This is a genomic window from Methanomassiliicoccus sp., assembly GCA_012719175.1.
In the GTDB taxonomy this organism is placed as follows: domain Archaea; phylum Thermoplasmatota; class Thermoplasmata; order Methanomassiliicoccales; family Methanomassiliicoccaceae; genus UBA6.
The window spans coordinates 1-21,258 of the sequence record JAAYAX010000003.1 but is presented as its reverse complement, the minus strand read 5'-3'; the positions used below and the strand labels follow the sequence as shown (position 1 = coordinate 21,258).

General features: G+C 53.4%; 20 protein-coding genes and 1 tRNA gene. 13 read left to right on the top strand and 8 right to left on the bottom strand.

Going from position 1 to position 21,258, the window contains the following annotated elements:
* Window positions 1–576 precede the first annotated feature (576 nt).
* The 3 genes from GXX95_00260 (at window position 577) to GXX95_00250 (ending at window position 3,818) form a co-directional block, all read left to right on the top strand.
* Window positions 577–2,937: a hypothetical protein gene (locus GXX95_00260; GenBank protein NLT36579.1), complete on the top strand. Its 2,361-nt coding sequence runs from the start codon at window positions 577–579 to the stop codon at window positions 2,935–2,937.
* Entirely contained in the window at window positions 2,938–3,114 is a 177-nt protein-coding gene (locus GXX95_00255) for a hypothetical protein (GenBank protein ID NLT36578.1), read from the top strand. It abuts the gene before it with no gap.
* A 176-nt stretch (window positions 3,115–3,290) separates the two neighbouring features.
* Window positions 3,291–3,818, top strand: coding sequence for a hypothetical protein (locus tag GXX95_00250; protein NLT36577.1), 528 nt, complete (start codon window positions 3,291–3,293; stop codon window positions 3,816–3,818).
* 38 nt (window positions 3,819–3,856) lie between these two features.
* Here GXX95_00250 and GXX95_00245 read toward each other — a convergent pair whose 3' ends face one another.
* The gene (locus GXX95_00245; protein ID NLT36576.1) at window positions 3,857–4,129 is read right to left on the bottom strand and encodes a 2TM domain-containing protein; all 273 of its coding nucleotides are present in this window, start codon (window positions 4,127–4,129) and stop codon (window positions 3,857–3,859) included.
* A 165-nt stretch (window positions 4,130–4,294) separates the two neighbouring features.
* A complete protein-coding gene (locus GXX95_00240; GenBank protein NLT36575.1) occupies window positions 4,295–5,227 on the bottom strand; it encodes an AsnC family transcriptional regulator in 933 nt (310 codons plus the stop codon).
* A 245-nt stretch (window positions 5,228–5,472) separates the two neighbouring features.
* On the opposite strand from GXX95_00240, the gene GXX95_00235 reads away from it, so the two are divergent.
* The 3 genes from GXX95_00235 (at window position 5,473) to GXX95_00225 (ending at window position 8,876) form a co-directional block, all read left to right on the top strand.
* Entirely contained in the window at window positions 5,473–6,876 is a 1,404-nt protein-coding gene (locus tag GXX95_00235) for a M48 family metalloprotease (GenBank protein NLT36574.1), read from the top strand.
* Between the two features lie 135 nt (window positions 6,877–7,011).
* The gene (locus GXX95_00230; GenBank protein ID NLT36573.1) at window positions 7,012–7,782 is read left to right on the top strand and encodes an rRNA pseudouridine synthase; all 771 of its coding nucleotides are present in this window, start codon (window positions 7,012–7,014) and stop codon (window positions 7,780–7,782) included.
* Between the two features lie 515 nt (window positions 7,783–8,297).
* Window positions 8,298–8,876 carry a hypothetical protein gene (locus tag GXX95_00225; protein NLT36572.1) on the top strand — a complete coding sequence of 193 codons (579 nt, stop codon included), beginning with the start codon at window positions 8,298–8,300 and terminating at the stop codon, window positions 8,874–8,876.
* Window positions 8,877–8,950: 74 nt separating this feature from the next.
* On the opposite strand, the gene GXX95_00220 is transcribed toward GXX95_00225, so the two are convergent.
* A complete protein-coding gene (locus tag GXX95_00220; protein ID NLT36571.1) occupies window positions 8,951–9,799 on the bottom strand; it encodes a hypothetical protein in 849 nt (282 codons plus the stop codon).
* A gap of 178 nt (window positions 9,800–9,977) precedes the next feature.
* Here GXX95_00220 and GXX95_00215 point away from each other — a divergent pair, with 178 nt between their 5' ends.
* Window positions 9,978–11,126, top strand: coding sequence for a hypothetical protein (locus GXX95_00215; protein NLT36570.1), 1,149 nt, complete (start codon window positions 9,978–9,980; stop codon window positions 11,124–11,126).
* A gap of 60 nt (window positions 11,127–11,186) precedes the next feature.
* Here the strand turns inward: GXX95_00215 and GXX95_00210 are convergent, their stop codons facing one another.
* The 3 genes from GXX95_00210 to GXX95_00200 form a co-directional block, all read right to left on the bottom strand.
* Complete coding sequence (locus GXX95_00210) at window positions 11,187–11,870, bottom strand: hypothetical protein (GenBank protein ID NLT36569.1); 684 nt, start codon at window positions 11,868–11,870, stop codon at window positions 11,187–11,189.
* Between the two features lie 55 nt (window positions 11,871–11,925).
* Window positions 11,926–13,227 carry a chloride channel protein gene (locus tag GXX95_00205; GenBank protein NLT36568.1) on the bottom strand — a complete coding sequence of 434 codons (1,302 nt, stop codon included), beginning with the start codon at window positions 13,225–13,227 and terminating at the stop codon, window positions 11,926–11,928.
* A gap of 318 nt (window positions 13,228–13,545) precedes the next feature.
* Window positions 13,546–14,199 (bottom strand): helix-turn-helix domain-containing protein, encoded by a 654-nt coding sequence (locus GXX95_00200; protein NLT36567.1) that lies wholly within the window; start codon window positions 14,197–14,199, stop codon window positions 13,546–13,548.
* Between the two features lie 178 nt (window positions 14,200–14,377).
* Here GXX95_00200 and GXX95_00195 point away from each other — a divergent pair, with 178 nt between their 5' ends.
* From GXX95_00195 to GXX95_00175, 5 genes are all read left to right on the top strand, one after another.
* Window positions 14,378–14,815, top strand: coding sequence for a hypothetical protein (locus tag GXX95_00195; protein ID NLT36566.1), 438 nt, complete (start codon window positions 14,378–14,380; stop codon window positions 14,813–14,815).
* 39 nt (window positions 14,816–14,854) lie between these two features.
* Entirely contained in the window at window positions 14,855–15,775 is a 921-nt protein-coding gene (locus tag GXX95_00190; GenBank protein NLT36565.1) for an NAD(P)-dependent alcohol dehydrogenase, read from the top strand.
* A 14-nt stretch (window positions 15,776–15,789) separates the two neighbouring features.
* Window positions 15,790–16,773: an NAD(P)-dependent alcohol dehydrogenase gene (locus GXX95_00185; protein NLT36564.1), complete on the top strand. Its 984-nt coding sequence runs from the start codon at window positions 15,790–15,792 to the stop codon at window positions 16,771–16,773.
* A gap of 361 nt (window positions 16,774–17,134) precedes the next feature.
* The gene (locus GXX95_00180) at window positions 17,135–17,737 is read left to right on the top strand and encodes a TetR/AcrR family transcriptional regulator (protein NLT36563.1); all 603 of its coding nucleotides are present in this window, start codon (window positions 17,135–17,137) and stop codon (window positions 17,735–17,737) included.
* Between the two features lie 36 nt (window positions 17,738–17,773).
* Window positions 17,774–18,751: an SDR family NAD(P)-dependent oxidoreductase gene (locus GXX95_00175; protein ID NLT36562.1), complete on the top strand. Its 978-nt coding sequence runs from the start codon at window positions 17,774–17,776 to the stop codon at window positions 18,749–18,751.
* Here GXX95_00175 and GXX95_00170 read toward each other — a convergent pair.
* Window positions 18,730–18,807: transfer RNA gene (locus GXX95_00170), tRNA-Pro, on the bottom strand. The two genes, GXX95_00175 and GXX95_00170, sit on opposite strands and share 22 nt — an antisense overlap.
* 697 nt (window positions 18,808–19,504) lie before the next feature.
* Complete coding sequence (locus tag GXX95_00165) at window positions 19,505–19,666, bottom strand: hypothetical protein (protein ID NLT36561.1); 162 nt, start codon at window positions 19,664–19,666, stop codon at window positions 19,505–19,507.
* A gap of 471 nt (window positions 19,667–20,137) precedes the next feature.
* Between GXX95_00165 and GXX95_00160 the strand changes: the two genes are divergently transcribed.
* Window positions 20,138–21,258: transglutaminase domain-containing protein (locus GXX95_00160; protein NLT36560.1), on the top strand; the 1,121-nt coding region annotated here is incomplete at its 3' end.

Below are 21,258 nucleotides of genomic sequence, written 5' to 3'. Positions count from 1 at the left end.
GACGCTCCTGGACGCAGTTTCTAAGGGCATCCAAGCACCGTTCTCAATAGGTCGGTTAGTGGCCTACCGATGTCAATCGTCCTAAGAAGGTTCTAATGAAGAAATGCCTGATTGCCGTCCGATCCCATAGACCAACGAGAATGGCAGGATCCCACGCGACACTAGCTTCTGGTAGCAAAAAGATATATCTCAGGGACCATCGAGCCATACATCAAGATCGAATGCGATCGGGGCTGGTCGGAACGGTTCAGGGCGCAACTCGTCATTAGGATCTGGATATGAATATACTTTAAGTTATATTATATTAATACATTAAAATATAATTACTATCATTTTTCATAATCATTGGGGGCATTTTGGATAGTTGATTATATAGCATGTTTCGGATTTTAATGACCCTAATAAAAAATTGGATTAGATTTATACTAATAAATTAATAGAATCTGGAAGGAAAATAATAACAGAATAAAATATTGATGGAAAAATAGAAGGTGAAAATTACTCCGAGTTGATGGAATGGCGAAATTATCTAGAATATATAGTAACAAACTCGCATTGTGCTTTGGAGCGATGGCGATGGCAGTATTGATGGTAACATCAGCTTTGACCACGTTGCCAGCCAATAATCCTTCGGCCATGAAGCTGGACGATGAGAATTCGAACGCTTCGGTCGACATGGCCACATCAGATCTGGGCCATTTATTAAGCTACAACAAGATCGCCACATCCATCACCCTTGTCCAAGAAAATGTGGTAGCGCAGCTGAATTCCAATGTCCACATCAATGGCCAGCTATCTGGAATAGCATGGAACCAAGACACGGTCGTCAGGCTGCACGTCCTGTGTCCTGACGGCTCCATCGATGTGCCAGCTCAAGGAAAGTTCGCGAACACAGACCCCACCGGTGGTTTCACCGTCGACTATATCCCCACCACCGTTGGTAATTATACGATCCTGGCCATATTTGCGGGCACCAACCGGTACTCTCAAGCCTCAGGCAATACACAGTTCGAGGTCCATGAGGAACAGCTGGTGACCGTGGTGAAGGCTCCCACATCGATGGCCTTGGAGCTGACATCCTCATCCGTTAAGGTCGGGGATGTTATGGAGATCGCGGGAACCCTCATTGGGAACACTGACCAGGGTAACACGCTCATAGCTGGTGCCCAGATCGGAGCGGTGGTCGTCCGGCCGGATGGTTCCACTGTTTCCCCTGTACAAGGCCCTCAGGTTCTCACTGACGCTCAGGGATCGTTCATCGTGACCTTCTCCCCCGCCAATACGGGAACCTACCAGTTCCAGTTCGACTTTGCTGGCGACGGCTCCTTCGAGGGAACCCGCGCCGCCATATCGTCGGAGGTGGCGGCCCCTGTCATCGTAAAGAGCGCTACATCCATCTCCCTGACCCTGGCATCCAGCAGCGTGAAGACCGGCATGGTAATGCATGCTGACGGGGTCCTTACTGGATCGGGCCCCATAGCGGGAGCGACCCTAACCCTTCAGGTACAGTTGCCTAGCGGCTCCGTCGTCAACCCAACCACCGGTATGACCACGGTCACGGATGCTGATGGCGAGTTCGTGATCGATTACACGCCCTCGAGCCTGGGCACATATGTGTTCATAGCCACCTTCGCCGGTGACTCCATGAACAACGGTTCATCGGTGAGCGTCACCTTCACTGCCACAGCCCCCTCCACCACGACCGTACCATACTACTATCTTGTATCTCAGAACGGCGTGGTCAAGAACGCTGCGGGATCTACGGTCTACCCCTCCTCGGGGACGGCCACAGCGACCGCGGCCATCCAGTGGGCCATCGACAACTGCCCAACGGGTAAGACCGTAAAGCTGGACGCAGGTAGCTTCCCGATATCCGCCAAGATATACGTGTACAAGAACCTCATAGGAAGCGGCGTTGATAAGACCAAGCTGTACGCCTCCCAGAACTTCGGTGGGATCACTATGATCCAAATGTCCACCAAGTCGGGGGCTGCGATCAACCACATCACCCTGAGCGATATGGAGCTGGACGGAAAGGGCCTTTCTTGGCCCACAGGTACCTTTGGTGCCGTGGAGCCGATTAGAGCCACCTACTGTACTATCGAGAACATGTATATCCATCACTTCCCCAAGAGCCATGGTGTGAACTTCCAGGCGTCGTCCTACAACATCGTCCGGAACTGCACCATCTCCTACATAGGGAACCTGGCCAAGTCCACAACCAACGGGTCCTACGGCAACGGTGTGTGCGCCGGAAACATGTTCCCGGACGTCGGCTCTGACCACAATCTCGTGGAGAACTGCGACATATCCTACTGCTCCATGGTCGGTATTAACTGGGAGCCGGGCAACTACAACGTTGTTCGTAACTGCTACGTCCACGACCTGACCAGCTGGTACACCAACGGCGTGAAGCAGCTGACCTGCGCCGCGTACATGTGGCCCAAGGGAGCGGTGGCCTCGGTCGGCAACGAGTACTATGACAGCACCTTCGAGGCCATGGACTACGGATTCTCCATAAACGGGGGGCAGACCACGATCGATGGCTGCACCATCATCGGCAAGGGCAAGAGCACCATAGGGATATACATGCACAAGGCCGATGGGTGTAAGATCACTGACAACGTCATCAGACCCACTGGGACCGGCAGAGCGATCTATGTCGCGGGCTGCCTGAGCGCCACCATCACCGGCAACACCATAACCTCGGGCGACTCCGCCCACTCTGGATATGGCATATGGGTCGGCACCTGGGACGTCTCTCCCCTGACCGGGATCGTGATCAGCGGCAACACCGTCAACCATTGTGGTACTGGAATAGCTGTAACGGCAGATGTCAAGAACGGCGTAATCACCAACAATGTCTGCTATTCCTGCACCACGGGCATCACCAACAGCGGGACGGGCACCACTCTTTCCGGGAACAGGGTGAGTTAGATGGACCGGAGACCTAACAGTGCGAGGCCGAGGAAGAGGCGAAGGAACCCTGGACATTTCGGGCTCCCCGTCACCCCGCAAGGCTGCCGGTTCGCGGTCGAGGAGACGGTCGCTGCTGGCGGTCGATTCGGATACGATGGTCCATCCCCCGGCCCTCCCTCCGACCGCGGCGGATGACCGGACTGGGATAAGAGCTCCCTTACCTGTCTCCATCGTCTGGAACAAACCATTACAAAACGGTGCATCTTTTTCAGCACCTGTCTTTCATCTTTCCATGTTTTTGTTGTAACTGAATGATGGTAGCGCCAACGTTCCATCGTTTAACCTCAGGCCCGATGATGTAAGATAATAATATGAGGTCCGTACAAGCTTCCCACGTGAACGTCAGGCTTCTTCTGGCGGTCTGCCTGCTGATCATAACGGCGATAGTGATGGCTGCTATCATGCTCGATATTATATCCGTGGGATTCCTCGTTGGCCCCTACCGCTTCAGCCATTGGATGACCTGGATAGGCACCACCTTCGTGGCCGTCTACGCCCCCGCCTATCACGTTCTGAAGCGGCGTTACCCCAAGAGATCGGAAGTGCTCTTGGACGTTCACAACTTCGGCTTCCTGATGGCCTTTCTGCTGATATCCATCCACTTCGCTGGCCAAATGAGCCGCCCCCCTCAGGCGTTCCCGGATCTGGGGGAAGGCATAGCGCTGTACGCGACCATGGTACTGTTGGTATCAACGGGAATGATCCAGCGCTTCGGCGCCCATGGGCTCAAGGGCAAGGCCTATAGCCCCAGGACTAACCGGGCCGTGCATGCTAGCCTCCTCAGCGCGTTCTATATAGTCATCATCGTCCACGTCCTCGGGAACCTGGGATTCCTGTGACCTCTGGATAAAAAAGAGAGCTAGGATTAAAAGGACCATCAGCGCCATCCTTCAATGCGCATGTCCTTCTCCCCCATGACTCTGTCCGCAAGGCGAACGCCGAAGACATAGTGGACCACCACTCCGATGGTCATCCCCGTCACTGGAAATGCTGACCAGGGGAAGCCGTTGCTGAGCGTCAAATTGATGATGACCAGCATGGTGCTCACCACCACTGTGACCGCAGTATGGACCAGCAAGCCCATCCTGGCGTCCCTTCTCTCTATCTCCCGGCTCCTCCTCTTGTACTCATCAAGGCTCATATTCTCCATTTCTTACACCTCATGTTCGCGACCTTTCTTGTCGCAATACCACTGAGCATCACCAACCGGTTAATAATCGAGTCAATCGACCAGTTAACGAAGTGACCTGAGGCATTGTTCTACGATGCAGAACGGAAACGGAATGGTTTACAAAACGTTGATGGATCGTGCTTCTTAGCGCTTTCCAGCACGTCCCTCCAGGACCCCGTCCAACAATCTTTCCTTCCAAGTCTCTAGGAAGTACCCCTCGCAGATGGTATGGGGCACGATGGCCTGGAAAGTTCCCTCGGCCAATAGATCATCGGCCAAGGACGCGATCCCCTTAGGCGAACGGGCCCATGCGGTGGAGATCACCAGGTCCGGCAGGTTGGAAAAACTGGAAAGGAAGACCACATTGCTGGCAAACCTCTGATAGATATCATTGATAACCGCCTGTTTGTCCTCTCCCTCCTTCAGCCTCATGCAGATAAGGGCCACGGTGTCACTGGAATAGTCCGGACGCCACCTGGTGGTGAGATTGATCTTGTTCTGTTTCAGCATGCTCTCGAGCTTCGAACTGATCATGCGTGCGGACAGGCCCAGCTCTCTGGCGATGTCCACGGCCTGTTTCCTGGCATCCTTGCGCATGGAGGCGATGATGCGCATCTCTAGGGGGGAGATCTCACCTGGGTCCTTGATATCGGTCATACGGACCCCCGATGGGCGGATGGTGTGAAGCCCTGCGACCGCCCGGGGGATCTGCCCTTCCCTACGGACGAACTCGAGATATCGTTCCAGCTCTGAGATGGACCGCAGCATAGCCCCGATGAAGACGTAGTTACCGCTTCCGATCAGGATCATCGATGTATGTTCGTCCGAACCAAGCACCTGATGCAGGAGGGTGGGCGAGGAGATGCCCGTCCGCCCGAAGACCATGATGGAAGCTCCGCGCAGCGCCCGAATGTCGATCTCGGCGCTTGATCCGTTAATGATCCCAGAATCCCGCAGCTCCTGGACCCGTTTGTGCGCCGCAACTGAGGATATTCCGACAATCTTCCCCAAGCTGCGGTACGAGATCCTGGGCTCCCTGATAAGCGCCTTGCAGATGATCAGGTCCAGCTCGTCCATGTTGTACCTCTGAGCATATATCCAAGGATGGCAGATAATGTTAGCCCTCGGTCACCAAGCATGTGTTTGCCCCGTCCCCCAAGACCCCCTGCGCGACCGTCCACCGCGATCAAGGAGTGCGCGGAGTTATTGGAATGCCGTTAGATGTTACACTAGGTGATCCCTTCCTAGCACTCCACCAAAACCGACCAGCAAGACCGACCGTCATCCATATCATCTCTGGCAGTCTTACCTGAGCGATGAGCATGCAGACCACCTTCTCCATACCCTCCGAGCTGCCGGCCGACCGCATGGTCCAGCTGCTCGAATGGATCCGATCGTACCATCTTCTGCTCCATCCGGAGCTGTTCCGGCATGTACGCCGTGGTAAGGTCGGGAACAGTCCTGCGGTAGCCTTCACCGTACCCGGCCCTGGGGACAGTTGGGAGCTGGAAGCGGTGTTGTGGGTGGAGGGAGGGCTTCAGGTCAGGACCACCCGCCCCGACAGGGCGACCGATGAGGCCGTCAGATGGCTGAGCGAGGACCTTACGAACGTGGTCCGCACCCTCGAGAGCGAGCTCCGGGAATCGACCATCTCTCTGATATGGGTCAAAGGGGAGGAGATAATCCCCGAGGCCAAGCCATCGATGACGAAGGGCATCCTGGGGAGGCTGCTCTCGCGCACGCTCCTACTTTTGAACATTCTCCTGTTCGCTTTCAACATCGTTCTCTTCCTTCTGTTCGGGCTGTATGCCGTTCTGCTCATCCTCCTGGTACAGCTTCTCCTGATAGTGTTCGCGGACAAGCTCTTCACCGTCATGGGAAAGTGGACCATCACCGAGGCCAGCCCTGAGGTCTACATCATGGACCTAAGAATAGGCCGGGAGTCGTTGGACCTCATAAGGAAGAAGAAAGTGGACTTGACCGGACTCAAGGAAGCGGTGTACGAATCCTCCTTCGGCCAGGGCAAGGAGCCGAACTGCTCTACCATCTCCAGCACCCTCCTGAGGTTCGGCATCTTGTGCTCTGAGGACGGCATCAGGGTCAAGACCGTGAACGTCCTGGAGCTGGTGAAGAAGGCCGCGGAGCCGTTCCAGGCACCGCTGCCTAAGATAATCATTTCCAACAACCCTGCACCCAACGCCGCCGCCAGCGGAATCAGCTTCAAGCGCGGTGTTCTTCTTCTCACCGCGGGCATCCTCAGCGCGTTGGACGAGGAGGAGCTGCTCAGCGTCATCGGCCACGAACTGGGGCACCTGCGGGGCCGCGACCCTCTCCTGCTCTTCGCTCTGGTCTCGGGTGAGTTCATCCTGCGGCTGACAGTGCTGTTCCCCCTCTTCCTGCTCTCTCCCCTCCTCTACCTCCTGGTCTCCACCTTCATCATCTTCTTCGTGGCCAAGTTCTTCGAGGCCCGGGCGGATCTGTTGTCGGTAATGAAATTGGGCAAACCCAAAGTGATGGCCAGCTCTCTGCGCAAGATCGGGGCCCAGAGGCTGAGGGTAGAGGAGGCCTCCAAGCTCAGCAGCTGGCTGCGCTGGGATACCCACCCTCCATTATACTTCCGGATCGAGAGGTTGGAGGGCATGACCGAGCCGGTGGTGGTCAAGCATCCATTGTTGGAATCGGCTAAGGACGTGGTCCGTGGTTTCATATCGGCCTTCAGAACCTAGTGGCTCTTTGGACCGGTGATGAGCTTGCAGGAAGGCTCTACCGGGCAAGGCAGGGAAACGCTAAGATAAGCACGACCGCTTTCATAGCTGTCTTTACACTATAGGTACAGGGAGCGCAAACGTGGCGGGGCGGAGATGATGGAGACCGAGCGGTCCTACGAAGGCGAGCGCATAGCCAAGGTGCTGGCCCGTGCCGGGGTGTGCTCGCGCCGGGACGCTGAAAAGCTGATCGCTGAGGGACGAGTGTCCGTTGACGGCAAGGTCCTGACATCCCCAGCGCTGAACGTCACCGGCAGGAACGTCATCACGGTCGACGGGAAGCCCCTGAGGGAGGCCGAGGAGACCCGCGTATGGCGTTACCATAAGCCTACAGGTACCATCACCACCGCGAGGGACCCCCGGGGACGTCGGACGGTGTTCGAGGACCTGCCTGCCGGCATGCCGCGCGTCGTGAGCGTGGGGCGATTGGACTTCAACACCGAAGGGCTGCTCCTCCTGACCAACGACGGAGGGCTGGCAAGGCACCTGGAGCTGCCACAGAACGCCTGGCCGAGGCAATACCGAGTGCACGTGAAAGGACAGCTCGACCCAAAAAGGCTGGCCTCGGTAGCCAACGGGGTGACCATCTCTGGTGTGCGATATGAGCCGATCAAGATCGTGTTCGAGAGGGGCAAGGAGGAGGGAGGAAGCATCTGGCTTTCTGTGACGATCCACGAAGGCAAGAACCGCGAGGTGCGCAACATCATGGCCTATCTGGGCTTGCAGGTGAAACAGTTGATTCGCGTGAGGTTCGGGCCGTTCTCTCTTGGCAAGCTGCCGTGTGGAGGCATCGAGGAGATCCCGAAGCGCGTCCTTCATAGGTCATTGGGAACGTACTTCGGGGAGAGAAAGGGGCGAAGGCAGTAGATCTTCTCTAGTGGCTAAGGTCGGGAACGCGGCGGCTATCATCTTTGATATTGGACCTATTACGACTCTCTTCAGGCTCTTGGTCACAGATAGGTTGTTCGATCGTTCGTGGACCTTGAGGCTCATCCTGATAACGGTCGTTCAACGTCCTCGGCCTAATAAGGGCACTTTCTTGATCATTTCGAACGACCAGGTCCGATTCTGTCCTCCCCTCAGTGAGGTGGGAGGAGGTCCTTCATGATAATGTCATCATCAGGCCTGGACCTTCCTTGGCACCACAAAAAGAATTGGGGGCGGATCCGGCCATGGATCTCTATGAAGAGTACGAACGCTCGCTCTCTGACGTCGACCATGACTTGATGATATTGATTGAGTTCTCCGCCCCCGCACCACGACAGGAGCAAACCATGTGATGCTATCCTTTTAGAAGCTTTCTCACTTTTTTCGAAGAGCAATACAATTGTTGGTAGTTGTTATATATTACGATTCTCACAACAGATAGTTTTAGGGATTTCATGGAAACAGGAGAGACAAAATGGATATGGAGAGTACTGGGAGGCCTGGTACTGGCGATTTTAGGTTTGGTGATCATCGTTTATCCAGGATTATCACTGTTATTGTTCGTGACGATATTCGGAATGTTCCTGATAATTGCGGGCATATTCGAGATCGCGTTCGGGGTTACCGGTGCGGAGACCGGCTTGTTGAAGGGTCTATTTCTCGTTCAAGGCATCTTCAGCATCATCATCGGTATCCTGGCTCTCATCCTCCCGGGCATGACCTTGCTCATGGCGACCTACCTTGTGGCCGCTTGGGCCTTCATATGGGGGATAATGGAGATCGTGGCCGTGTTGACAGCCTCGGAGGAGAGGAGCACCTCCCTCTATGGAGAAAAAGTGAAGGTTGGCAAAGGAATGGGAGTTCTGGTCGGCTTCCTCGCTATCGCCCTGGGACTGATGACATTGGCCTGGCCGGGGGTTACACTGGCCATTGTGACGATCCTAGTGGGTTGGATGGTGCTGGTGATAGGGATATTGATAGCCATTGGAGGATATGAGATAAAGGGGCCGCTGTTTCCCCACGAGACATCATAGGACACCGTGGACGTGTCAATCGTCGATGTGCCGGCAGGCCTCCTTGGGAGGGTGTCAGACCGTTCGAACCGATCTCATCGATCGATGGTGAACGCACCGATGATCCTGATCACTCCGAAGAATGCGATCAGGACCCCTACCAAGGAGAAAATTATTTCTATCGCGAACCAGGGGTGATAGAGAAGAAGTATGCCTAGGGCCAGGGAGGTTAGCCCCATTATTATGGAGATGTGTCCCTTGAAGGGGCTTGACCCATCCTTCCTGTGCCTCAGCATGTAGATGCCCGTGAATAAGTTCCAGAAGGCCAGAAACAGCACCAATACCAAGGCTATCATCAAATGGAACGCCAAGCCAACTGCCCCAACGATGATCAGAACCGCACCCAGAGCGACCTTTACCTTATCCACGCCGTCCTGGCCCTTGAACAGACCCTCCATCAGGGTGAACGCTCCGAAACCTATCGCTGCTAAGCTCAGTAGGAGGAAGGTCCCCAGCGCCAAGAAGTTCGGGTTTATCGTAAGGATAATTCCCAGGATGACCAGGAAAAGGCCAGATAATATCCTGAATCCCAAAGACAACCTGCTCACACGGGAATAGCCGCTCTCTTCGGCAACGCTTTGCTCCAACATCTGCCATATGGTGACAAAGCCGGTGAAGATGAAGAACAGAAAAGGGGCATCCACGGCCAGGTGTCCAAAGGGACTGGTGTCCGGATCCACCTTATCCAGATGTACCGAGTAATGATCTCCCATATCATGGGCGTGGAGCTTTCCCAGCCGCATCGCCCCCTTGCTCCCCTTGTGGGGAATATTATACTTCGATATCTTCCAGTTCGTGATAGGTTCAGTTATTGAGGATTTGGGGACATCTATCTCCTTCCTGCCATGATAGAGGTCCTGTACAAGCTCTTCGAGTGAAGGCATGCTGTAGGTTGGATATGTGCTACAATCTAATATAACATGAGGTTTATTCTATATGATAGCATGAACCTGGCCGATCGTGGCTTGTTGATTGATTTTCCCATGAATTCGCTGACGGGAAGCAGAAAAGAACCGATCGTCCAGAACCGTTATACATCGCCGACCACGGAGATGAAAGGGCTTGACCACTGTCGACCTAAATGATGCGATGATACTTAGGTCCCAGATCCAGCATGAGATAGACCACGGTCTGAAATTGCATCAGGTGCTGGAAACTCCCAGGAAATGGGACAACATATCCATGGTCGTCTCTGGGTTGCTACTCGTTCTATCCATCATCATCATGTTCATCTATTCCTCGATCCCGCCCCTGTGGATCATCGACACCTTCATCCTGTACTCGTTCAACTTCTTCATCTTCTTCATACCCATATCCAGGCATCCGGGGGAGAAGAAGGTGGAGAAAAGGAGCAAACAATCAAAGAAGGACATCAAAGGCCCTCTTCGATACCTGCTGAAGAAGAAAAGAAAGTTCGCCCTCGAGGTCGGGGCCACCATGTTCCTGGTGGGGATAGTGCCCCTGGCATTCAGCTTCTTCCTCCTGTTCGGGACGGGAATGGCGTTCACCATCTATTATGGGATCCTTCAGGACGTATATCCGATGGAGCTCACCATCGGCCTGATCATCCAGATCTTGATCATAATGGCGTACTTTGTCCTAGTGACCATCGTGAGCCCGCAGTCGCAGGGCTTCACCAAGATCGCCAGGTCCTTCAAGTACAGGATCCTGACGGCCCATTCCAAGGGGAAGCCTTCCTATATCTGGGCGCTGGCCATATCAAGTGTTATTGTGGTGGCCATATCTTTGATCGGTATCGGGGCCATCCTCCTTCCGGGCAGGACGCTGGACTCCATAATAGCGTTCTTCAGTTCCAATGGCGGCATACCCATCATAGTGTCCTTGGTGATCCTGGTCTCGCAGTTCTTCATCATGAGGTCCTCTCAGAGCAGAAGAAGCCGCATGATGGCTCTGGCCCTGATCGAGCAGGAGGTAAAAGAGCTGAAGTCCGAGTGCTTAGCACCACTGGACGCGTTGATAGAGGATGCGAGGACCAGGAACCTCAACCAGATCGATGGTACGGCCTATGAGGCGCTGCTATACGCCTACTATCCCTTGGCCATCTACGATGTTGTCGAGACCAATATCTTCGGTTACTCGCCCGTCTACTTGGTGATACCCAAGATCGACATGCTACTGGATGAAGAAGTGCTGAGGTACGTGGGAATGCCCCGCGATATGGACGGCAACATGATGCTCCCCTCGACATGATAGGTCATAGGAACATCGGTGCTTAACCAGGGTAAAATGAGGTTAGAGCGGAAGGACCGTTCACCATCCCGCCATGAACGCCAGGATGGAGAGGCTCAGACCTAGTGTGCCCAAGAACAGGCCAGCAATCCAGCGGTTGCGATTTAGCTCTTTGGCATAGGCGGCCCCCAGGATGGCAAATATCGTAGTGGCAATTAACCTGGATGCCCAGAGCGCAGTCTCAGGGTCCCGAATCATCAGGAAAGGGGCCATGAGGGGGACGACCAATAAGAGATCGATGATCAGTATCCCCAGCGCATAGTACCAGTCTTCCCTTTCTGCATAATATCGTATCTTCTGCGGGTCCCTCCCTCTGCCTGAGGCTACGATCAAGTCCAGGACCCTCTCCCGGTCCGATGGGTCCAGGATGCTGGTTATGCCTTTCTCTAGGGCGTTAGCTCCGGCCTTCCTCGAGCTCTCATCGTTCGTCGTCTGGAGGTCATGGATCAACCCATCCATTTTTCTTCGCTCGATGATGCCACCATACATGACGGTGATGCCGTCGATGAGGCCCCATGTGATGTTGACCATGAAGGCTATCAATATCACATATGTGATGGCGCCTTCCTCGAACCCCGTCCCTCCCAGGATGGCCAACGATACCACGACCATCCAGACCGCATAGAAGATCTCCCCTAGCCGATCGCCATGTGGAAGGTACTTAGTGTAGAATTCTCTGACCCTTGGGAAGATAGGTTCGGTCATAATTCAACTATGATAAAATGGTATACAGATGGCAATTAAAACCCTTTCTTGCAGCCTACGGCAGGGCCGTGTCCGTTTCCGCCCTATCACCCCTTCCAACGGAAACTAGATCATGCCGATAGGTCAGCAGGAAGGCTGCCAGGATGGAGATGGCGATCACCGGGGCCAATCTGACATCGAAGAGGGTCTGGACGATCAAGGCCAGGGCGATGGGGGACTTCATAAGGGCCACCGATACCCCCGCCATGACGCATACCAAACACACTATCTCTGGGATGAAGGGCAGCGCCTGATGGATGGCCAGACCCAGGGCCGCGCCCATGAAGAAGGAGGGAAAGATATAGCCGCCGGACCAACCTAGGGAGAGGCACATCGCGGTCACCAACACCTTCATCAGGGCGATCACGAGCAGAGAGATTAGACCCAGCTCCGCCGCATCGTCCAGCAGGACCTGCAGCTCGGCATCACCGGAGAATAGGACGAGGGGGAAGGCCATCCCCACCACTCCCAATATGAGGCCACCGAGGACCGCGAGCCCGATGGGATGCGCCCGCCACCTACTGGTGAGTTCCCTTGTGTTCCTGAAGATGAATATGAACAGCAGGCCAAGTACGCCCCCGGCCAAACCCAGAACGACAGCGTACCCCAGATCTATGATGTTCCAAACATCGTATCCAGGAAACTGATAGTTACCCCCGAACGTATAGCCCGTAAGACCGAAGAAGACTGCGTATCCCACCGAAGCCGCGACGATGCTCGGCAAGAGAAGCTTCCACGAGAGCTTCCCCTTCTCCAATCCCCCCTCTATCGCGAACATGGCGAATCCGAACGGAGATGCCAGGAAGGATCCGAACATCCCGCTCATTCCCGAGAGGGTCGAGACGGCTACTACCGGCCTTGGCAGCCTCAGTCTTTCCGCCAACCAAGTGCCCAGAGCGCCGCTCCCACCTGTGAGCGGTCCCTCCGGTCCGATGGAGCCCCCGAACATTAGGCCGACCAGTCCGCGAACCATCCCCACCAGGCCACTGCGGGGGTTTATCCTTCCATTGTCGGTGATCTCCTCCATCTCCTCGGCCAGCAGCTGTGGCTTAACCTTGGTGATATGGGTGATGAGCCCGACAAGAAGACCACCCAGAATGCAGGTGGAAAGAATGAACAAAGGCGAATCGACCCCCTCGTTCAGGCCGAAGGCTTGCGGCACGAGTTCCCAGACCACTGACGTTCCGAATTTGAGCACCAGGAAGAAAACAAAGGTAAGGAGAGCGCCCGTCACCCCCACTAATCCCGACACCAGGAGCAGCTTGTAGAATGGCCTGCTCCGGATATCTAGTTCATGCGGTGTAGTAGGTTCGCTCAATCTTACCACGCTCCTCGATCGTCGGTCTTTTGAATATAGGGGATATCCACTTACGACGTCTTATGCCTCACCTCGTCTGTTCGGAGGGTGAGCAATTGAATTGGATGAGGTCTCTTTCGTTCTCACCCTTTCTTCATAGGCAGGAGCTTATCAAGGGCATTAAGTGATCGTTATTAAGAAAATATTCAATTCAGTATGAAATGATTAGGCTATTGGATTGTTACAGACAAGGTAGATAAAAATGTAGTGGGTCTGCAGCACCCGCCACGGGTCGAGACGGGCAACCGAAAACCCAGGCCGTTCTAGCATTTTCAAGGGTCATTGGTACCCGGCCATGATCTCATGGAGAATCCGCCCCTCGGCCTTCCTCATGTGCTGCAGGAGAGTGGGTTTGCTGATATTGACCTTCTGGCTCAGCGCTATGCTGCTGATCTTCTTGGGATACTCGTAATAGCCGCTTTGAAATGCTGCCACCATCACATCCCTCTGTTTATCAGTAAGAACATTCAGGACATCGGCCTTATGATAGATGGCCTTCCGGAAGCTCATCTTCCGAATCGTACCGATTTTCTTGCTCATTTCGACAAAATCCGATAGGTTCTCTTGGTCCCCCATCATGCTGATGATAAGTTTCTCAGGTGAAATGATCATTGGTATCGTGTGGACCAGGCCTAGTTCGGATTCCTGGAACTGACCCTTGGTCTCTTCAGGCTCCGTGTATCTGATGAGGCAGGTGTGCTTGTTCCCGATGGACTTCAGAACGCTCAGGACCTCTATGTTGCCTACGGTCCTGAGTTCATGGATAGATACGCCCTCTTTCAAGGTGAACTCCATGATCTCGATGCAAATTCCTTCCTGATAGTCCGTCTTCAATGTCTCTAGTATCTCGTAGGAACAGACAATGGTAAAAATTTCGGCCATTTCCTCTTTAATATGATCGAATGGCTCGATCTCCAAGGTGACCGTTCTCATGTGACCATCTCGAAAAATGCATTCTCCATTATTTAAACTATAATACATGTATGGCTCAATTTGCTTGTATATTTTGTACTATTCTATATTTGGCGAAGATCGCCGGGTGAGAAAAGTGGAACATGATCAAACGATTCGAACTGGATTATTTGAGAAGAAGAATAAAAGGGGCTATGCCATGGGATCCGCACCGGCCCTTGAGGAGCTTAAGATTCCTACGCAGGTCAAGTTGGCGTTCATGTGGGCGACGGTTATGTTCATGTACATTTACGTGGACATAATAGGATTTTATCAACCGGGCTTGATCGGGGATATCCTAGTGGGAAAGGTGTGGGTTTTCGAGATCAATGAGTCTTGGATGTTACTGAGCTTGATGCTGATGACGGTTCCGACCTTGATGGTCTTCCTGTCTATGGTACTACCGGGGAGAGCGAATAGGTATGCGAACATTGGTCTGGGTTCTCTCCATATCATGCTCGCCGTGGGAACGGCCCTAGGGGAGGTCCATGCCTACTATGTGTTCGGTTCGGCACTGGAGATTGTCCTTCTGTCCCTCATCGTATGGGTTGCGTGGAAGTGGCCCCATGCCCCTGCTTCCACAACGGCAGCGAACTGAGATGGTTTCGACAATCGGATCTGAAAGGAGGGGGATTTCATGAAAGCCATCGTGGTTACTGGAAGTGGATCGCCAGAGGTTCTGGAGTTGAAAGAGGTGGATAAACCATCCCCCCGTGATAACGAGATGCTCATCAGAGTTAAAGCCTCGACGGTGACCTTCGGGGACGCTATATCAAGGAGGATGCCCAGAATAGTAATGGGCCCGTTGACGGTTCTGATGGGCCAGAAGATGAAGAAGATCCCTGGTCATGAGCTTGCGGGAATCGTTGAGGATGTGGGCAAGGGCATCACATCGTTCAGAGAGGGAGACCATGTCTTCGGAACGACCACCGGGTTGAAGTTCGGTGCCAATGCTGAGTATGTCTGCATCCCCGAGGTGGGGGGAAAGAATATGGTGGCCAAGAAACCATCCAACATATCCTTCAAAGAGGCGGCCGCCATCCCCATCGGGGGGACGACCGCCCTCCAGATACTCCGGTCGGGGAACGTCAAGGAGGGGGATAAGGTGCTTATCTATGGTGCTTCCGGTTCTGTGGGCACTTATGCCGTGCAGCTTGCAGAGTACTTCGGTGCTCATGTGGTGGGGGTGTGCAGCGGTAAGAACCTCGATCTCGTGAGGTCCATCGGTGCTGATGAGGTGATAGATTATACCGAAGAAGATTTCACAAAGAACAATGAGTCCTATGATATCATCTTCGACACCGTTCGTAAGCTTCAGAAGTTGAGGTGTAAGAGATCCCTGGGGAGGGACGGTATCTTCCTATCGACTTGGGCCCTCACAAAAGAATCGAATGAGGACCTCAACTTTCTGAAAGAACTTGTGACAGCAGGGAAGATACGACCGATCATCGATAGGACATATCCGTTACAAGGTGTGGTAGAGGCCCATAGGTATGTCGATGGAGGACACAAGAGGGGCAATGTGGTTATTACAATGGTTGGTGATGATGGTGCCTGAGACTCCATTCCACCATGAAAGCCCTAGTATGCGACACTTATGGCCCGCCGGATCTCCTCCGACTGGAAGAGGTAGAGAGGCCGGTCGCCCGGGATGACCAAGTACTGGTAAAGGTCCATGCTTCATCGCTCAACGCGGCCGATGTTGAGATACTGGGCGGTGCGTTCTCGGCCAGGATCAGAGGTCCATTGAAACCACGTCACATGATATTGGGATCGGATGTCGCAGGGCGGGTCGTGGAGATCGGAAAAAAAATCCGGCAATTTAGGATAGGCGACCCGGTTTTCGGAGATCTGTTCACATGCGGCTTCGGCGCTTTCGCAGAGTATGTGGCCATACCTGAACACGCACTGATGAAGAAACCGGAAAGCGTCTCGTTCGAAGCTGCCGCCACCCTCCCCCAGGCGGCCAGGATCGCCCTTCAGGGCTTACGCGGAAAGCGACCTCTCAAAGAGGGGCAGAAGGTTCTGGTCAACGGCGCGGGCGGAGGTATGGGCACATTCGCCGTGCAGATTGCGAAATACTACGGGGCGGAAGTTACTGGAGTGGACAGCGCGAGGAAGCTCGATATGCTCCGCGCCATCGGTGCCGATCACGTTATAGATTTTTCCCAGGAGGATTGCACAAGGAGTGGGGAGCGCTTCGACCTCATCCTGGACACGGTCTCGCGCAGGTCCATCTTCGAGTATCGGCGTGTCATGGCACCCGATGGAATTTTCGTGCTGGTGGGAGGCTCAAGATATGCCATTGTCCAGGCGATGCTCCTGGGACCACTGGTCTCCATTGCCAGCAAGAAGAAGATGGGCATTAACCCGATGAATGTAGACAACGAGGGGGACCTGAAGTTCCTGCTTGAGTTGGTTGAAAAGGGAAAAATTAAGCCAATCATTGACAGACGCGTCTCTCTCGATGAGGTCCCGGAGGCCCTTACGGACCTATCGGAAGGACACGTGAATGGCAAGGTGGTGGTAGATGTCCAACATGGCGCAGAGTATTAATGCCATCCACATGGGCTCGAATAGCACGAGAGATCAATTTTTTTCCTCGGAAATCGTCTCTCTCCGAGGGAGTCATGAACGGTTTTTAGTAATATTTGGTTGAAGAGGATGCTGAGTCTGCCCGGTTTCGACTAGGACCTATCCAGATGTTTAATCAAAAATTAAATAACGGCCAAGGTGAAGATTGGTTGCAGTCTAGCCAAACCCTTCCTATTTTCTTATTCGCCTAACTGTTTGAAGATACCTTCGTTGGAGTAAAATTTTTAATAATGAATATGCCTATCGACCAGTCAGTCTAATATATTTATTAGTCGGCCATTGCAAAGTTGAAGCGAAAGCGACACATTTGGGAGCAGGTGAGATGAATAAGAACATACATGGATTAGGTTCATATCAGGAAAAAACCGCCGTCAAAGGCAAGCGGGAGCAGATCCTAGATGCCGCTCTGCACTGCTTCATCACCCAGGGCTTCCACGCCACCCCGACTGCCCAGATCAGTAGAGAGGCAAACGTCTCTACAGGGACTCTATTCCATTACTTCCCAGATAAGAATACTTTGATCGATCAGTTGTATCTCTCAATCAGTAAGGAGATGAAGGAAACGATACCCACCAACGATGATCGTTCCCTTTCTCCAGCGAAGAGAATAAATGACTGGATGAAGAGGTACATTAAGTGGTGCGTGGCGAACCCCGAGAAAGCGCTTTTCCTAGACCAGTTCTGCCAATCGCCAGACATCAGCGACGTGGCGAACAGGCAGAACGAGGAAGAAGAGGCCTGGTTATTGGAGGCATTTGATGAAGCCAAGAAGAAGGGGCTCATTCGGGACCTGCCCGACGAATTCTATGAGATGATGACCACCCAGATCGTTAAGGGAATAATCGAACTCATAAACTCTGGGGCTACGAACCTATCGGAAGATGAACTTATAGACGTAGGGCTTGAAATGCTCTGGAGAAAATAATTCATTATAATAATAAAAAATTATGGAGTTAATCGGATGACACATCATTGGACAGAGAACGATGTACCCGATCAATCGGGTCGGGTGGCAATTGTTACAGGGGGAAACAGCGGCATCGGATGGCACACGGCACGGGTTCTTGCGCAAAAAGGTGCGACGGTTATCATAGCATGCCGCAACATGCAGAAAGCCAATACCGCCGCCGATGAGATCAGGGCATTCAACCCATCTGGCAAGGTCGAAGTGATGCCGTTGGACCTGAGCGATCTCGATTCCGTGAGAGAGTTTGAAGCTTTATTTCGTGAAAGATACGATCGATTAGACCTGCTCATCAACAATGCTGGTATAATGTTTACTCCCCAAGGGAAAACAAAACAGGGCTTCGAACAACAGTTCGGTACCAATCACCTTGGCCATTTTGCTCTGACCGGCATATTGCTGGATAAGCTAAACGGAACACCCGGCGCTCGCATTGTGACCGTAAGCAGTGGTGCGCATCGAATGGGTAATATCGATTTCGACGATCTGAACTCGGAAAGAGACTACTCGCCATATCGCGCTTACGGGCAGAGCAAGCTAGCGAATCTGCTGTTCACCTATGAGCTCCAGCGTCGGCTCATCGCAACCGGGCAGAGCACGCTGGCGGTGGCGGCACACCCGGGGTCGACAAGGACCAATTTGACAAGGCACAGCAATGCGTTCGTGAAACTATTGGATCGCATTATCTCGCAAAAATCGGACATGGGCGCGTTGCCGACGCTTTACGCTGCCACGGAACCCAACGTCCAAGGAGGCGAATATTTTGGTCCGAGCGGTGCTCGCGAAATGCGAGGCTACCCCAAAAAGGTCGAGTCAAATGAGCACTCACAAAATGAAGAGCTAGCGCGGCGGTTGTGGACGGTATCGGAGAACCTAACGCATGTGTTCTATCCGTTGAATGATTGGAAAATGTTACAGGACGGTAAAAAAATCAGACATCTGGATATGGATGATGGTGGGTCTGCCCGAATTTGAATCGGGGTCTAAGGCTCCCAAAGCCCCAAGGATGGACCAAGCTACCCCACAGACCCGTGTTAGCGGTGTAAGGCGCTCCCCCCAATAAAGGTTACCTTCTTAACGACCCCAGCCCCTGATCCTCTTCCTATGAGTTATCTGATCGGAGGCCCGACCTATGTGAAGAATGGTTATATCCTCATCAAACTACCATAAGGAAAATGGAATGGGTCGACCCTCATAGTTGAGGGAAGCCTGTCGGGGGAGCGAGAAAAAGTGAAAAGAGGTTTTTAACATAGACTCTCACCCCCGCTTCTAAGCTCAGGTACAGGACCGAGCCGATGTTAAGGTCGGACCCAGTTATGTCATGTATCCCCCTTCTCAGCACGAAGATAATGTCAATGGCCTTCCCGCCGATACATTCTCGCACCCCTTGTGCGCCAGACGCCCCTTGGCGGTCAAGCACCGTCCTACTGCGCGTGCCTTGACATCAAGTAAGACATCATCGGCATATCTGGCAACGTATTTTTCCAAACCCCTATTGTAATAGATTAAAGCCCTTTTCATCTGCCCACGCTCCCTTGAAATAACGCATGCCCGTGCTGTACGAACGTGCGATGCCCGCGTTCCGTCGGCCGACCTCCCACCATGGGTCAAGGACCAAGGATGAAAAATAGGGCGGCACCCGGCGATAGGAACGGTCGCCACCCCTTTACGGTTTATCCTCGATCCCTGAGCCCTTGACCGATGATGACAGGCAGACCTCTCGGATAGTTATCTGTCCTCTATGCTGCTGTACCGATACGTTCCTGCGCTCTTCTTCGAGGATCCGCTCTTGCTCTGCGAGCCTGAACCGCCGGATTGGTCAGCGGTTGGCGATCCATATCTGGAATATGTCATGGATTCAGTGTTGGTTTTCTTCTTTTCAGCTTCCATAATTTCTTACCTCTGCCGACGTACATCGGCAATGGAAGTATGGCGCTTTAGATACATGTCGGGGTCCCACTTTTAATTCAACAAAACCGATGAAAAGCGCGATATCATCGGACGCAAGTATGCATAGAAAAATATTTTATCTATTATTAAATAGAATAGATGTACAAGTGTTGATGAAATTAATGAGGAATAGTCCTTATCGCGTTGAAATTGATTATTTCCGCTCGAACGACAGCTCGACGAAAAAGCGATTAAAGAAAAAATATTTTCATTTTCTATATAATGAAGAAAAAGAAAGTTTGCCGTTGGTACGACCTGTCTGCGATCTCGTTTCCGACGATACTTCCATGGACATTTGCGCTCCGCACCTGCTCGTCCGCTCTTCCCTGGATCAGACACACCCCTCCACAGGCCAGGACCGCCTGATAATCATCCCGGAAGGCTCTTTATACTCTTGGCATATGAATAAACATGCGTCGGGCGTGGGTCATTGCTGCGATAGCGATCGTGGCAGTGCTGCTGCTGGTATCCGCCGGTTACTACTATCTAGCGGTCATGAAGAACGAGGATACCTTGGGTTACAGCTCTCAGGACCTGGCGGTCCCATGGACATCCACGTTATCGGCGGTTAACAACTCCCTGCCCAGCGGGACGACCTCTGTGCCCATGGCTGTGGAGGAGACCAACCTCTACTGGAACATCACAGAGGACATCTACGCCGGATATGGCGGTGCGCTGGATTTGTGGGTGGAGAACAACAACCACGGTAAGCTGTTCGTGTACTCGTTCGGGCTCAAATGGGTGAGCGGGGGTAGCAGCTCCTACTACCGCAACTGCAATACGACCATCGAACCTGGGGAGAAGGCGGAGCTGGGTTTGCTCATCTTCGGTGCGCCCGCGACGGGAAGTGCCGAGTATCAGATAATCCTCAAGGCGGCCGTTTCCAACATCGCCGGCACCCAATGGTACGATGCGGGGGCCCTCCCCAGTAACTCCAACTCTGTTACCATCACCAGCCTGGCGACCCCCCGCGAACAGGAGGTTCGGCTCAACGTCGAGCAGTACTACAACCGCATCAACGAGCGTGTGGACTACTCGGTCGTGTCCTCTCCCTTGGCTGCCATCAAGGCTACCTATCCCGGCAACTACAGCGTTCTGCAGATCGCCGAGGCCTTCACCTGGATGAGGGAGAACATAAAGTATGTGAACGAGGGCTCGGAGGACTACTGGAAGACCGCCCAGGAGACGTTGTCGTCCAAGGAGGGGGATTGCGAGGACCATGCCATCCTGCTGTGCAGCATCATAGGGGCCCTGGGTGGCAATGCCCGGGTCAACCTGATCGAGGAGCATGCCTTTCCAACCGTCTACGTGGCCTCCACCTACGCGGACCTGCAGAAGGTAAGGGCGTCACTGGCTAGCTACTATGGGCTGGAGACGTCCGTGTTCAGGATGGCCTACCTCCAGGACAGCAGCGGTTACTGGCTGGTCATCGATCCCACCGGGTTCCCTTACGCCGGAGGATTGCCGGCGCAGTCCGAGCCCACGTCTGCCAGTGGGAGCTGGACCTTGCTATCCAGCTACCTCATCTCCTT

What these genes read in the sequence shown, in the direction of transcription:
- GXX95_00260 (NLT36579.1), top strand. Translation starts at nt 577, where the DNA reads ATGGCAGTATTGATGGTAACATCAGCTTTGACCACGTTGCCAGCCAAT.
- GXX95_00255 (NLT36578.1), top strand. Translation starts at nt 2,938, where the DNA reads ATGGACCGGAGACCTAACAGTGCGAGGCCGAGGAAGAGGCGAAGGAAC.
- GXX95_00250 (NLT36577.1), top strand. Translation starts at nt 3,291, where the DNA reads ATGAGGTCCGTACAAGCTTCCCACGTGAACGTCAGGCTTCTTCTGGCG.
- GXX95_00245 (NLT36576.1), bottom strand. Translation starts at nt 4,129, where the DNA reads ATGGAGAATATGAGCCTTGATGAGTACAAGAGGAGGAGCCGGGAGATA.
- GXX95_00240 (NLT36575.1), bottom strand. Translation starts at nt 5,227, where the DNA reads ATGGACGAGCTGGACCTGATCATCTGCAAGGCGCTTATCAGGGAGCCC.
- GXX95_00235 (NLT36574.1), top strand. Translation starts at nt 5,473, where the DNA reads ATGCAGACCACCTTCTCCATACCCTCCGAGCTGCCGGCCGACCGCATG.
- GXX95_00230 (NLT36573.1), top strand. Translation starts at nt 7,012, where the DNA reads ATGATGGAGACCGAGCGGTCCTACGAAGGCGAGCGCATAGCCAAGGTG.
- GXX95_00225 (NLT36572.1), top strand. Translation starts at nt 8,298, where the DNA reads ATGGAAACAGGAGAGACAAAATGGATATGGAGAGTACTGGGAGGCCTG.
- GXX95_00220 (NLT36571.1), bottom strand. Translation starts at nt 9,799, where the DNA reads ATGCCTTCACTCGAAGAGCTTGTACAGGACCTCTATCATGGCAGGAAG.
- GXX95_00210 (NLT36569.1), bottom strand. Translation starts at nt 11,870, where the DNA reads ATGACCGAACCTATCTTCCCAAGGGTCAGAGAATTCTACACTAAGTAC.
- GXX95_00200 (NLT36567.1), bottom strand. Translation starts at nt 14,199, where the DNA reads ATGAGAACGGTCACCTTGGAGATCGAGCCATTCGATCATATTAAAGAG.
- GXX95_00195 (NLT36566.1), top strand. Translation starts at nt 14,378, where the DNA reads ATGGGATCCGCACCGGCCCTTGAGGAGCTTAAGATTCCTACGCAGGTC.
- GXX95_00190 (NLT36565.1), top strand. Translation starts at nt 14,855, where the DNA reads ATGAAAGCCATCGTGGTTACTGGAAGTGGATCGCCAGAGGTTCTGGAG.
- GXX95_00185 (NLT36564.1), top strand. Translation starts at nt 15,790, where the DNA reads ATGAAAGCCCTAGTATGCGACACTTATGGCCCGCCGGATCTCCTCCGA.
- GXX95_00180 (NLT36563.1), top strand. Translation starts at nt 17,135, where the DNA reads ATGAATAAGAACATACATGGATTAGGTTCATATCAGGAAAAAACCGCC.
- GXX95_00175 (NLT36562.1), top strand. Translation starts at nt 17,774, where the DNA reads ATGACACATCATTGGACAGAGAACGATGTACCCGATCAATCGGGTCGG.
- GXX95_00165 (NLT36561.1), bottom strand. Translation starts at nt 19,666, where the DNA reads ATGGAAGCTGAAAAGAAGAAAACCAACACTGAATCCATGACATATTCC.